This is a genomic window from Corynebacterium sp. ACRPQ (genome assembly GCF_022347225.1).
In the GTDB taxonomy this organism is placed as follows: Bacteria; Actinomycetota; Actinomycetes; order Mycobacteriales; family Mycobacteriaceae; genus Corynebacterium; species Corynebacterium tuberculostearicum_D.
In genome coordinates this window covers 181,766-194,073 of sequence record NZ_JAKRNF010000001.1, presented here as the reverse complement: position 1 = coordinate 194,073, position 12,308 = coordinate 181,766, and the positions used below count along the sequence as shown (strand labels likewise).

The following is a 12,308-nucleotide window of genomic DNA, read 5'->3' as shown; positions in this document are numbered from 1 at the left end:
ACTCGGCCATAGACCGCAACTTTTAAGGAGGCCCCGATGCTCATCTGCCAAGAAATGTTCCTTCTACTAACCAAGGACAACGGCAAGAAGGAAGACTGGGTATCCAATAATGAGGCCGCCCTGCGCGCCACCGTACTCGCGGACCTGCTGCTGGGCGGTCACGTAGAGCTCGGTGAGAAGAAGAAGGTAGAGACCACTCCACAGCGCCCAGAGCACCCCGTGTTGGCTTGGGCCTGGGAGGAGCTGCAGCAACACAAAGCCACCAGCATGCAGAGCCTCTTGGAGGCCTCGTGGTTTACCCCGCGGGAAATCATCGCGTTGGATTTCCACGCAAATGGACAGCTCGACGTGGAAAAGGCCAAGTGGTGGCAGATAAGCGGCGACCGCTACATCATGACGGACTTGGAGCTGGAAAAGGAACTGCGCGAACGGTTGGTTGCGGTGCTGGAGGCGCAGCGGCCGGCCGAGGTCAACGACGTCATTATTCTCGATATTCTCCGCGAGGTCAGCGGCGCCTATACCCTGCTGAAAAACAATGCGGAGGGAATGAAGCGCCGGGAGATGCGGGCACGCATTCAGGACATCAAAAAAGAGGTGGAGTATGACAAAACCGCCTCCTCAGCGGTCAAGGCCGTAGTTGAGGAGGCGGCAGCGGTTGCGGCGATGGTGGCCACATCAGCGGCAATCACCACCACCTAGGGTGCGGCTTATTACTTATTCATCTGCTTCTTGCGAGCAGCAGCACGCTTGCGGTCGGTAGCGGAAAGCTCCACCTTGCGCACGCGCAGGACGTCCGGGGCGACCTCGACGCACTCGTCGTTACCACAGAATTCCAGTGCTTCTTCCAAGGAGAGGGTGTGCGCCTTGGCCAGGGTGACGGTGGCATCCGCAGTAGCGGAGCGCATATTGGTCAGCTTCTTTTCCTTGGTGATGTTGATGTCAATATCCTCATCGCGGTTATTGGCACCAACGACCATGCCCTCATAAGCCTCGGCGCCCGGCTCGACGAAGAAGTTGCCGCGGTCAGCCAGCTGCATCAGCGCGTACTGAGTGATCTGGCCGGTACGGTCAGCCACGAGAGAGCCGGTCGGGCGGGACTTGATCTCGCCGGCCCAGACATCCAGGCCGTCGGAAATGGAGTTGGCAATGCCGGCACCACGTGTCTCGGTCATGAACTGGGTGCGGAAGCCAATGAGACCGCGAGCAGGAACGCGGAAGACCATGCGCACCCAGTCGCCCTCGCGAACGTCCATGGCCTGCATCTGACCCTTGCGGCCAGCCAACAGCTGGGTAATAGCGCCCTGGTGCTCGGACGGGGAGTCAATGGTGAGGATCTCGTATGGCTCGTAGGTCTTGCCGTCGATTTCCTTGGTCACAACCTGCGGCTTGCCGATGGTCAGCTCGAAGCCCTCGCGGCGCATGGACTCGATGAGCACGGATAGCGCCATCTCGCCGCGGCCCTGGACCTCCCAAGCATCGGGGCGCTCGGTAGGCAGCACGCGCAGGGACACGTTACCGATAAGCTCCTGCTCCAACCGGGCCTTGACCATACGCGCGGTAAGTTTATCGCCACCGCCCTGTCCTGCCATCGGGGAGGTATTGACGCCGATGGTCATGGAGATGGCCGGCTCGTCCACGGTGATGCGCGGCAGAGCCTCAGGGTTTTCCGGATCGGCGATGGTGTCACCAATCATGACATCGGAGATACCGGAAATGGCTACGATATCGCCGGCGATGGCCTCCTCCGCGGGCTGGCGCTCGAAGCCAACGGTGCGCAGCAGCTCGGCGACCTTCACGGTCTTGGTGTGCTGGTTGCCATCCTCGTCGTAGTGGATCCAGGCCACCTGCTGGCCCTTCTTGATGCGGCCGGCGTAGATGCGCAGCAGCGCGATACGGCCCAGGAAGTCGGAGGCGTCCAGGTTGGTCACGTGCGCCTGCAGCGGGGCGTCGACGGTAGCGGAGGGCTCTGGGAGGACGTTGTAGATGACGTCGAAAAGCGGCTGCAGATCCTCGCCTTCAGGGACGTTGCCATCGCCTGGGTTCTCGGTGGAGGCAACGCCGGCGCGGCCGGAAGCGTAGAGAACCGGAAGGTCCAGCAGCTCCTCGGCGGCGGCCGCAGCTTCCTCGTCCTCCAGGCCGGCGGCGATTTCCAGCAGCAGGTCCTGAGACTCGGAGACAACCTCGTCGATGCGGGCATCTGGGCGGTCAGTCTTGTTCACGCAGATGATAACCGGCAGCTTGGCTTCTAGTGCCTTGGTGAGCACGAAGCGGGTCTGCGGCAGCGGACCCTCGGAGGCATCGACGAGCAAGACAACGCCATCCACCATGGAAATACCGCGCTCGACCTCGCCACCGAAGTCGGCGTGGCCTGGGGTGTCGATGACGTTAATAATCAGGTCCTGGCCGTCCTTGCCCAGGCCCTTGCGGTGAATGGCCGTGTTCTTGGCCAGAATGGTAATGCCGCGCTCGCGCTCCTGATCATTGGAGTCCATGACGCGGTCCGTGTGTTCACCGTGGTCACCAAAGGCGCCGGACTGCTCCAGCATGCCGTTGACCAGGGTGGTCTTGCCATGGTCAACGTGCGCGACGATGGCAACATTACGGAACTCGGTATTACTCACTAGTGGGGTTCTCCTTCGGAGGATCTACAGCGCTTGCGCGCGCGAAATTGATCTTGAACGAGCTCCCACGATACCCCCTTAAAGGGCCAAGTGCAGCATTGGGGATGGCTTTACCCCGTAACGCACCGTATAGAACGGGCGAAAAATCTTATAGATTGCCAAAGCACTTGACACTCCCCCAGCCATCACTATCGTTACTGTAGGTAATATTGTTACAAATGTGACAACTGGGGTTTAACCGCCCTTCCCGAGACCGCACCCAAGGAATTGATAACGTGAGCCACGCCCGCACCACCTGGCGCCTGTCCGGCCGCACCGGTTATATCGCCGCTGCCACGGCCGCGCTCATCGGCCTCGCCTCTCCCCTCGTCGCCCCAGCGCAGGCTTCCGCACCGGATCTTTCTTCCTTGGTGCAGCAGGCGTCCTCCCATAGCCCACTGGACGAGCTCGGCCGCCCCAACCAGGAAACCCAGGACCGCATCCGCGCTTTTGCGGCACAACCGTGGATTCCCGAGGATGTTCGCAACGCTATCCTCTCGGGCCTCGCGTTCTTCGCCGGCGGCGGCGATGGCAAGGACGGGGTAGCCATGCCGGAGGGCAATAACCCGAACTTCCGCCAGTTCTACTGGCCCACGGTCTCCGCACACTGCATCGACGGCACCAGCGATGCCATGGGCTCGGCCATCGCCGTTCCCGGCCCCACCGAAATGCCGGCACCGGGCGCAAAGCCCGGTGAAACCGTATTCCTCTTCACCGCTCTTGGCACCCCACCGGCCGCGCGCGAACAAGGCGGGATGAACGTGCAGTGGTTCAACCTTGACACCCTGCGCAGCGGTGTCACCCCACTGAATAACAATGGCATCAATCAGGACGGCCCTACCACCTTGTCCGGCACCGCCCAGACCGGCAAGGGCACCGTCATCGCGCTGCTTTCTGGCGGCGTGAACACCCAGGAATCCCGCTGCAATTTTGCCCCGACCGCCGCCTTCCTTGAGGTGAAGTAGATGCCGGTGGATCTCCATCCGGTCAAGCGCGAGACCTTTAATACCGCCGAGTACACCAATACCGATCCCAAGGGATTCCTGCGCGAGGTCGACACGTACACCGAGACGGAGTTCGGCCTCTACATGGCACGCGGCGCCGACCACCCACGCTTCGGGTACTTGGAATCGTGGCTGCTGCCCGATCTCAACCTGCGCGCCAATATTTTCCATTTCCGCCCCGGCGTAGACGTCCACCAAGACTTTTATATTGATGTGGCCGAAATCCAGCGCGATGGCACGGTGTGGACCACCCGCGATCTTTATGTGGATCTTGTTGCCACCCGCGGCAAGCCCATTTCCGTGCTCGATATTGATGAGCTCTCTGCCGCGACCTCCGCTGGCTTGATTTCTGCCGAGGACGCCGAGAAAGCGATCGACACTACACTTGCCGCGGTCGAGGGCATTACTCGCAGCGGTGATGATGCGATGGCTTGGCTGGCGCATCAGGGGATACACTTAACGTGGTCCGATAACATCACCTTAACCCCAGAAGGATAATTTATGGCCGGTGGCCTTTTTGCCCTGCTTGACGACGTCGCCCTGATCGCCCGCTCCGCTGCCTCCAGCGTTGACGATGTGGCCGCCCTCGCGGGCAAAACTTCCGTGAAGGCCGCAGGTGTGGTGGTCGACGATGCTGCCGTAACCCCGCAATACGTGGAGGGAATCAAGCCGCAACGCGAGCTGCCGATGATCTGGCGCATCACCAAGGGCTCGCTCATCAATAAGCTCGTCATCATCTTGCCCATCGCCATGATCCTCTCTTGGATCGCACCGTGGGCACTCACCCCCATCCTGATGTGCGGCGGTACTTTCTTGTGCTTTGAAGGTGCGGAGAAGATCCTGCACCACGTTCTCCCCCACCGGGAAAAGGAGACCGAGTCAGTCCAGGAAAAGGGCGCCGATGCCGAGGACAGCCTAGTTAAGTCCGCTATCACCACCGACCTCATCTTGTCTGCCGAGATCATGGTCATTTCCCTTAATGAGGTCATCAACGAGCCATTTTGGATGCGCCTGGGTGCCCTCATCTTCGTCGGCATCTTGCTGACCCTGGGTGTCTACGGCGCCGTTGGCCTTTTGGTCAAGATGGACGATATTGGCATGGCCCTCAATAAGCGCCACGATGGCAAGTCCACGGTGGGCAACGCCTTGGTCAAGGGCATGCCGATCGTGCTGGATATCATCGGCGTCATCGGTACCGCCGCCATGCTGTGGGTAGGCGGCCATATCGTGGTCAAGGGCCTGCACGAGTTCGGCATGGATCAGCCCCACGAATTCATCGCGTCCACGACCGAGAATATCTCCAATGGCGCCCTGGCATGGCTGGCAGATACCGGCATGTCCATGGTCTGCGGCCTGGTGCTTGGCGTAGTCGTTGCCACCATCGTGATGGCGGTTAAGGCCTCCTTTGGCAAGACTTCGGCCACTTCTGCCGAGCCGGCGGAAGCTTAACGCTCCGTAGCCCGGCTGCATAGCCGGCTACATAAATAGCATCAGCGAAACCGCCATCACGGCCATGCCGGCAATCAAGCCGTAAATGGCGTGATGGTGCTCGCCGGTCTCCTCCGCGGTGGGCAATAGCTCATCCAGCGAGATAAAGACCATAATGCCGGCGATGGCGGCGAAGCTAATGCCCATCGTCGCCGGACCAATAACCGGCATGAGAAGGCCGAAGCCGATGAGCGCGCCGAGCGGCTCGGCCAGGCCAGACAAGGTGGCCCACCAAAAGGCCTTCTTGCGGGAGCCAGTGGCCTCGCGCAGCGGAACAGCCACCGCAATGCCTTCCGGGATATTGTGAATGGCGATGGCCACCGCCACCGGCACCGCAACTTCCTTAGAATCCAGGCCGGATAGGAAGGTGGCAAACCCCTCGGGGAAATTGTGCAGGCCCAGCGCGCAGGCGGTAAATACGCCGGTTTTCATTAGCTTCTTGCGGCGGGCTTCTTCGGCCGTGGTGGCCGGCTCATGGGGGTTAATCTCCTCCGGCACGAGCCGGTCAATGATGGCGATGACGGCGATGCCAGCAAAGAACGCCCCGACGGCGGCCCAGGTGCCGGTGGTTTCCTCGCCGAGGGCGTCGGAAAGCTGCGCAATGCCTTCCGGCAGGATCTCCATAAAGGAGACATACAGCATCACGCCGGCCGAAAGCCCCAGTGCAGCGGCCATAAAAGCCGGCCCCGGCTGGCGCCTTCCCACCGCCAAAGCGCCGCCAATCGAGGTCGATAGACCCGACAGCAGCACCAAGGCGAAGGCAAAGGCAAAGGTACTAAAAGTCATAGCTGGCACCCTACCAGCCAATAATTGTCAAGTATTAATTTTCTTCCTTATCCTCCGGCACCGGCGAGATGAACTCGCCATTCTTGATAGATGGATCGTTGTCCACATACTCGCCCGCCTCATAGTCATAGCCCACGGCGCGGCCCTCTTCGTCCGTGCGCGCGTACCAATCGGTCACCTCTGCTGCAGTGGAGTTAAAGTGCGCGCCCGTTGCGTAGTCGCCGTCTGTCGGCTCGATAGACAGGGCAAAGTTATCGCCATAATCGCGCACGCCCCGCACGATCGCATTAGAGACCGCTTCGTCCTCGTAGAAATGACGGATGGAGGCAGGATCATGGCGCAGCTCGCGCACCAACGCGATGCACATGAGCACGATGATAACCGCGAAAGGCAAAGCCGTCACCGTAATAAGGTTCTGCAGGCCCTGCAGCGCATTACGGCCACCGGCAAGCAAAATGACCACGGCAATGCCAGCCATACATACCACCCAAAAGACCGTTACTGCCGGGTTGGGCTTGGGGTTGCCGCGCTGGGTGAGCTGCGAGTTCACAATGGATGCGGAGTCAGCCGTGGTAATGAAGAAGACCACCAGCATGATGATGACGATGGGCGCCATCCACTCCGCTCCTGGGAAGTGGTCCAAGACCTTGAAGAAGATGTCTTCTGCCGCCGGCATGGAATCAATAGTGCCATCTGAGGCGATATCGCCATCGCGGCGCTGCAACCAAATGGTGGTACCGCCCAGGATGGTATAAGCGGCAACAATGATGGCCGAGGGAATAAGCAACACACCGAGCACGAACTGGCGGATGGTTCGCCCGCGCGAAATCTTGGCTACGAAGACGCCCACGAATGGCGACCACGATACCCACCAAGCCCAGTAGAAGGTGGTCCAGGAGGACAGGAACGCAACCATGTCTTCCCCCTGGCCCATATTGGCAGAGAGCATCTGCGGCATTTCATCGAGATATTCAATCACCACGGCCGGCAGCATATTGGCCAAGAAGGCGGTCGGCCCCACGACGAAGAAGAACAAGGCCAGGGCCATGGCCAGCACCAGGTTGATATTGGAGAGCCACCGAATGCCCTTCGCCACGCCGGAGACGGCCGAGAAGATCGTTCCGATGGACAGGACCACGATGATTACCAGCGCCGCGGTGTTGCCGGTGGTAGACCAGCCGCTGACCAATTCCACGCCGCGGCCGATCTGCAGCGCACCGATGCCCAGCGTGGCGGCGGTGCCGAAGAGAGTGGCAATAATGGCTAAGCCATCGATGATGCGCGCGGGCAGGGAATCAGAGGAGCGATTGCCAAAGAGCGGCATCAGGATGGAGCTCATCAGCGGCACGCGGCCGCGGCGGAAGGACACGTAGGCCACGCACAGGCCCACGATGGCATAAATCGCCCACGCATTAAGGCCCCAGTGCATGGCTGCCTGCGCCATGGCGCCCAGCACCGCTTCATCGCTCGCGGCCTCATAGGCACCAGGGCGCGGCGAAAGGTAGTAGCTCAGCGGCTCGAAGGGGCCGAAGAAGATAATGCCGATGCCAATGCCGGCGCCAAAGAGCATCGCAGCCCAGCTCACCGTGGAAAATTCCGGCTTCTCCCCATCTAGTCCGAGAGGGATTTTGCCGTACTTTGAAATGGCCAAGATGATGAGCAAAAACATCAGGAACGTCGCCAAGGCGGTAAAGATCCAGCCCAAGTTACGCATCACCCAATCGAGCGCTGCCGAAGAAGCATCGAAGACCTGCTCGGGCGCAATCACACCCCAGATTACGAAGGCGACGACCAGTCCGCCGACCACAAAAAGGATCGGCTTGTCTACTCCATACTTGACCTTCTGGTCCTCAATGGCAACGCCCGGCACCAGTGCGGGGTGGATATTATGCGGGTACATAATGTCTTTGAGAATGCGCTTGGCGTTGCGGGTGCGCTTTTTGCTTTCCTCCGAATTATTCACCCCACGCACAGGGCGGGATGAGGAAGACGGTAAAGAAGAGATGGTTCTACTCCTATTTTGTTTTCCGGGTTTCACTTTTAAGAGAGCTGTCTACACATTAATAGAAACTCGCAGGATATAAAGCTGGCGCCAGCCCTATCCCCCATATGCGTAAAATGAGCTACGCATTGTTTACCGGCCTTTAACCTTGGGAGTGACTTTCTATGGCGCTATACCCGCTCGCGACTAGTTACTTCGGCGTGGAGCATGTTGCGGTCCTCGAGCACCCAGTGCTGGGCACCGCATTGAGTATCCCCGGCGTGGCGAAGCACGCTGCGCTTGTCGACGTCTCCCTAGAACCCGATACCTACACCAACGGCTGGCGCGTTCGCTCAGACTTCGGCTTCTTAGGGTTTCTGGACGAGGTCGAGGCGGCGGAGTATCCCGCCTTGGAGCGATTGAAGGCTTCCTCTGCACAGCCACAGACGATCGCCACCGTGGAGGTAGTTGACGGCCAAGTCGAGGTTGCCGTGTCACTGGGCCTGTGGCCGTGGATGGTGCCGGTCAATGACCAACCGCAAGGAACCGCGCTGCTCTCCGGCGGACGAGGCGTGCTGATCGATGCCGCCGCCGGCGACCTATCGCCCGCTCAGCTTGAGCAGATGGGCACGCAGCAATTTTTCGTCACACTGGACGACCTTGCCGGCACCGCGGTGGCGACCTGCGACGATACGGTTCTCGGCCCCCTCAGCGACAGTGCCGCGCTCCCTGGACTGCGCGCCGCATTCGCTGCGGCAAACGGTTCTGGGGCGGGGCTTTCTGCCCGCGCCTACGCGAGCCACGGCATGCTTGCCGTCGATATCCCCGCCGATGAGGCCACCACCGCGGAGCTCTTCTCCCCCGCTGTTCCACCGCTGCGCGTGCCTGCCCCACAACCTGCGATTCCCGCCGCTGCGCCCGCAGCCACACCGGCTCAGCCCGAGGTCTGGGAGCACACGCTCTCCGGCGAGGCCGTCGTGACGGCCCGGCCCACCGGCTCGCGCCGCCCGAAAGGGCCACAGGCCCAGCCGGCTGCACCCGCTAATCCAGATGCGCCAGCTCAGCAGCACAATGAGCAAACACAACAACCGCAGGCCAGCGCCAAGCTGGCGGAGTTGGTCTCCTCCATCCCAGCAGAGCAGAATTTCAGCTGGCGTGCGCTGCCGGTAGCCGAAGAACCGGGCCGCTTTTCCTCCGAATCCGCGCGCGTGCGAGCCCGGCGCGTGGCCCGCGAAACCTCTCACCACCGCGGGGGCAATCACCGCAAATAGGTGCGGCGACCGGACTCAGGGGCCTTGTTAGCGCAGGGTGCGTTGGCCCCCGTCGCCGCGGCGAGTAATCCGCTGGGCGTCGAGGTATTCCAGCAGCGGGATGGCTACCCGCCGCGTGGTGCCCAGCGCTTTACGGGCTGCCGAAAGCGTAAAGGGCTGCTCTAGTTCGGCCAGCCGCCGGCGTGCTTCCTCCGGTGCCGAGGGCAAGAGCACGATTCCCTGCTTGAGGCGCAGGAGGCGCCCGGCGCGCTCGGCGGCGGCAAGCTCCTTGGGGCCCAGGCCCAGCTCCGTGAGATCATCTGCCTCGGGGGCCACAAAAGGTTCTGCCTTAAGCCTTTCCTCGATGGCAACGACCCCGCGCTCCGCCGCGCCGAGGTCCGCCCGTTGCCCGGGAAGGCGCAGCACTCCCTCGCTGCTTTCCACCTTCGCAGCGGCGATGGCAAGGCCCAGCAAGCCTTCTTCTTGCAGGCCGAGGGCGTCCATGGCCGCCTTGCGGGGCATTCCCGGTGCCAGGGGATGTGCGGCGGCGTGGGCGTGCAGGGCGTCGGTAAGCGCGTGCTTCCACCGCGTAACTTGGGAGGCGGCAATCCACCAGTCGCGGAAGGCGATAATGCCTTGCGGCGGCGCTGCGGTAGTAAAGCCATCGCGGGCTAAGTCATCCACACGGGCAAAGCCGACGCGGCGCAGGTAAGTGGCAGGATCGCGGAATGAGTGCTGGGCGCTGAGATCTTCTGCGCGGCGGCGGGCGGCTCCGCGCCGGTTAAGCTCCGGCGGGCGCAGGTCTACTGTCTCTACGCCGGCGACGACGTGCCGGCCGCCAGGGCTGCGCACTACGAAGCGATCAAGGAGCCGCAGCGGCTGCGGGTGCGCCAGGCTGATGCGCGCGAAATCGGCGGACAGGGGACGCAGGTGGGCCTCTACCCCGGCAGTACCGGTGTGCACGACGAGGTTATCGGGCAGCCCGTCGAGCTCCGCGCCAAAGGTGCGGCGCACATCAAGGTGGTCCACCATACGCCACGCACCCGGGGTTAGCAGCACGTCGCCGCGGTGGATATCGGCGGCATCCGCCCCACGCAGGTTGACGGCCGCGCGAGTGACGGGGCCGAGTGAATCCTGCGCACGATTTTCACTATGGAGGCCACGGATTTCCACGTCCCTTTCCCCACCGGCCGCGGCCACCTTAAGGCTATCGCCCACGCGCAGGGTGCCCGCGGAAAGCGTTCCGGTCACCACGGTGCCCGCGCCCTTCACGCTAAAGGCGCGGTCCACCCACAGGCGCACGGGTGCCTGCTCATCGGGAGCGGGCGCAGCGGCAAGGACCTCATCGAGCACCTGCCGCAGCGCCGCAATGCCTTCGCCGGTGGGGGCGGATACGGGGATAATGGGGGCGTCGGCAAGCGGGGTACCGGCCAGCTGCGTCCGGATTTCTGCGGTGCGGTCCACGGTGGCGCGGTCGCTGCGAGTGAGCGCAATGATGCCATGCTTTACTCCCAGCGCACGCAAGGCATCGCGGTGGTCGGTGGACTGGGCCTGCCATCCCTCATCGGCCGCCACCACGAAGAGGACGACCGGGGCTGGGCCCACGCCAGCGAGCATATTGCCCAGGAATTTTTCATGGCCGGGCACATCTACGAAAGCCACATCCGCGCCAGAAGGCAGCGTGGTCCAGGCAAACCCCAAATCAATGGTCAGGCCGCGGCGCTTTTCTTCCTCCCAGCGGTCCGGGTCCATCTCCGTAAGAGCCCGGACCAGGGTGGATTTGCCGTGGTCCACATGGCCGGCAGTAGCGACGACGTACACCTAGCCCACCGCCTTAATAGCGGCAATAACCGTGGCGTCGTGGTGAGCGGGAACGCAGCGAATATCCACCAAGCAGCGGCCCTGATGCACGCGGCCTACCACGGGCGGGTCCTGGCGGCGCAGCGCGTCTGCATAGGGCTCGGGCAGGCTCACCGCGAAGCCGGGCAGCGGGTACTCGGGCGCCCCGCCACCGCCCACGCGGCCATCGTGAGGTACCACTTCTGCCCCGACTGCCTGCGCGATGGCTTCCGTGCGCTCGCGGTGGGTCTGGGGATCGAGGTGGAGGGCGTCCTGCACCGCATTCGAGGGCGTAGAAATGGCCGCCTCCAGCGCGTTGAGGCGCAGCTTATCTATGCGCACCGCACGCGCCAGCGGGTGCTTCTTCACCGCGGCAATCGCGTCCTTGGTGCCGAGCAAGATTCCTGCCTGCGGACCGCCAAGTAGCTTATCGCCGGAGGCTATGACGATATCGGCGCCGGCGCGCAGCTGGGCCTGGATATCTGGTTCTTCTGGCAGCGCCGGGTCATGGGTGAGCAGGCCGGAGCCCACGTCCACGATGAGTCGCGTATCGTGCTCCACCGCTAGGCGGTGCAGTTCCTCTACCCCGACTGCGGAGGTAAACCCCTCGATGCGGAAATTGGAAGGATGCACCTTCAAGATGGCGCCGGTGTTATCTCCCAGAGCGCGTTCGTAATCGGCCAGGTGCGTGCGGTTAGTCGCCCCAATTTCTTTGAGGCGCGTGGCCGTAGACTCGATGAGCTCAGGCAGGCGAAAGCCCGCACCGATTTCAATGAGCTCGCCGCGCGAGATGATGACTTCTTTGCCAGGAGCGAGCGCGGTGGTGGCAAGCAGCAAGGCGCTGGCGCCGTTATTGACCACGAGGGCATCTTCTGCACCGGGGCAAGCTGCGAGTAGCGCGGCCGTGGCGCCGGCACCGCGATTCTTTGATCGCTTGCCCGAGTTCAGGTCCATTTCCACATCCGTATAGGAGGCGGCAGCGTGCAGGGCCTCTACCGCGGCGCTGGGAAGCGGGGCACGCCCTAAGTTCGTATGAATGATGACGCCGGTGGCGTTAATGACCGGCCGCAGGGAATGTGCGTTCTTTTGTTCCAGGCGCTGCGCAATTTCTGCGGGTATATCGCTGACCGGTAGCTGACCGCGGCGCGCTTGGGTGACTGCGCCCTGGATTATCGCGCGGATGGTGTGCGCGGCTAGGCCCTGGCGCGCAGATTCTACTTCCGGCAGTTGGAGCAGCTCGTCCATGCGGGGAATATTCCTGCGGGGATCCGAGCTGGCAGCAGGCGTGGGCGTGGGCACT

Annotated in this window: 10 protein-coding genes; 5 read left to right on the top strand and 5 right to left on the bottom strand. The window is 62.4% G+C overall.

Features of this window, described 5'->3' with window-relative positions; all coding sequences use genetic code 11:
* Positions 1–36: 36 nt before the first annotated feature.
* Positions 37–699: a GPP34 family phosphoprotein gene (locus MHY24_RS00925; RefSeq protein ID WP_239192528.1), complete on the top strand. Its 663-nt coding sequence runs from the start codon at positions 37–39 to the stop codon at positions 697–699.
* An 11-nt stretch (positions 700–710) separates the two neighbouring features.
* Here MHY24_RS00925 and typA read toward each other — a convergent pair whose 3' ends face one another.
* Positions 711–2,621, bottom strand: a complete 1,911-nt coding sequence (typA, locus tag MHY24_RS00920) for a translational GTPase TypA (protein WP_239192530.1) — start codon at positions 2,619–2,621, stop codon at positions 711–713.
* A 275-nt stretch (positions 2,622–2,896) separates the two neighbouring features.
* Between typA and MHY24_RS00915 the strand changes: the two genes are divergently transcribed.
* The 3 genes from MHY24_RS00915 to MHY24_RS00905 are packed head-to-tail and all read left to right on the top strand — an operon-like array spanning position 2,897 to position 5,113.
* Positions 2,897–3,625, top strand: a complete 729-nt coding sequence (locus MHY24_RS00915) for a hypothetical protein (protein ID WP_204609569.1) — start codon at positions 2,897–2,899, stop codon at positions 3,623–3,625.
* Complete coding sequence (locus MHY24_RS00910) at positions 3,626–4,162, top strand: DUF402 domain-containing protein (RefSeq protein WP_239192533.1); 537 nt, start codon at positions 3,626–3,628, stop codon at positions 4,160–4,162.
* A gap of 3 nt (positions 4,163–4,165) precedes the next feature.
* Positions 4,166–5,113, top strand: coding sequence for a DUF808 domain-containing protein (locus MHY24_RS00905; RefSeq protein ID WP_239192536.1), 948 nt, complete (start codon positions 4,166–4,168; stop codon positions 5,111–5,113).
* 27 nt (positions 5,114–5,140) lie between these two features.
* Here the strand turns inward: MHY24_RS00905 and zupT are convergent, their stop codons facing one another.
* Together zupT and MHY24_RS00895 are read right to left on the bottom strand one after the other, a co-directional pair.
* Positions 5,141–5,938: a zinc transporter ZupT gene (gene zupT / locus MHY24_RS00900; RefSeq protein ID WP_150851315.1), complete on the bottom strand. Its 798-nt coding sequence runs from the start codon at positions 5,936–5,938 to the stop codon at positions 5,141–5,143.
* Between the two features lie 34 nt (positions 5,939–5,972).
* The gene (locus tag MHY24_RS00895; protein WP_239192539.1) at positions 5,973–7,910 is read right to left on the bottom strand and encodes a BCCT family transporter; all 1,938 of its coding nucleotides are present in this window, start codon (positions 7,908–7,910) and stop codon (positions 5,973–5,975) included.
* Between the two features lie 194 nt (positions 7,911–8,104).
* Between MHY24_RS00895 and MHY24_RS00890 the strand changes: the two genes are divergently transcribed.
* Positions 8,105–9,190: a hypothetical protein gene (locus tag MHY24_RS00890; protein ID WP_239192542.1), complete on the top strand. Its 1,086-nt coding sequence runs from the start codon at positions 8,105–8,107 to the stop codon at positions 9,188–9,190.
* A 27-nt stretch (positions 9,191–9,217) separates the two neighbouring features.
* Here the strand turns inward: MHY24_RS00890 and selB are convergent, their stop codons facing one another.
* Positions 9,218–10,990 (bottom strand): selenocysteine-specific translation elongation factor, encoded by a 1,773-nt coding sequence (gene selB / locus MHY24_RS00885; RefSeq protein WP_239192545.1) that lies wholly within the window; start codon positions 10,988–10,990, stop codon positions 9,218–9,220.
* Positions 10,991–12,307 carry an L-seryl-tRNA(Sec) selenium transferase gene (selA, locus tag MHY24_RS00880; RefSeq protein WP_367398041.1) on the bottom strand — a complete coding sequence of 439 codons (1,317 nt, stop codon included), beginning with the start codon at positions 12,305–12,307 and terminating at the stop codon, positions 10,991–10,993.
* Position 12,308: the final 1 nt, after the last annotated feature.

Excerpts from the sequence above, each read along its gene's own strand:
- MHY24_RS00925 (WP_239192528.1), top strand. The coding sequence starts at position 37 with ATGCTCATCTGCCAAGAAATGTTCCTTCTACTAACCAAGGACAACGGC.
- MHY24_RS00910 (WP_239192533.1), top strand. The coding sequence starts at position 3,626 with ATGCCGGTGGATCTCCATCCGGTCAAGCGCGAGACCTTTAATACCGCC.
- MHY24_RS00905 (WP_239192536.1), top strand. The coding sequence starts at position 4,166 with ATGGCCGGTGGCCTTTTTGCCCTGCTTGACGACGTCGCCCTGATCGCC.
- zupT (WP_150851315.1), bottom strand. The coding sequence starts at position 5,938 with ATGACTTTTAGTACCTTTGCCTTTGCCTTCGCCTTGGTGCTGCTGTCG.
- MHY24_RS00890 (WP_239192542.1), top strand. The coding sequence starts at position 8,105 with ATGGCGCTATACCCGCTCGCGACTAGTTACTTCGGCGTGGAGCATGTT.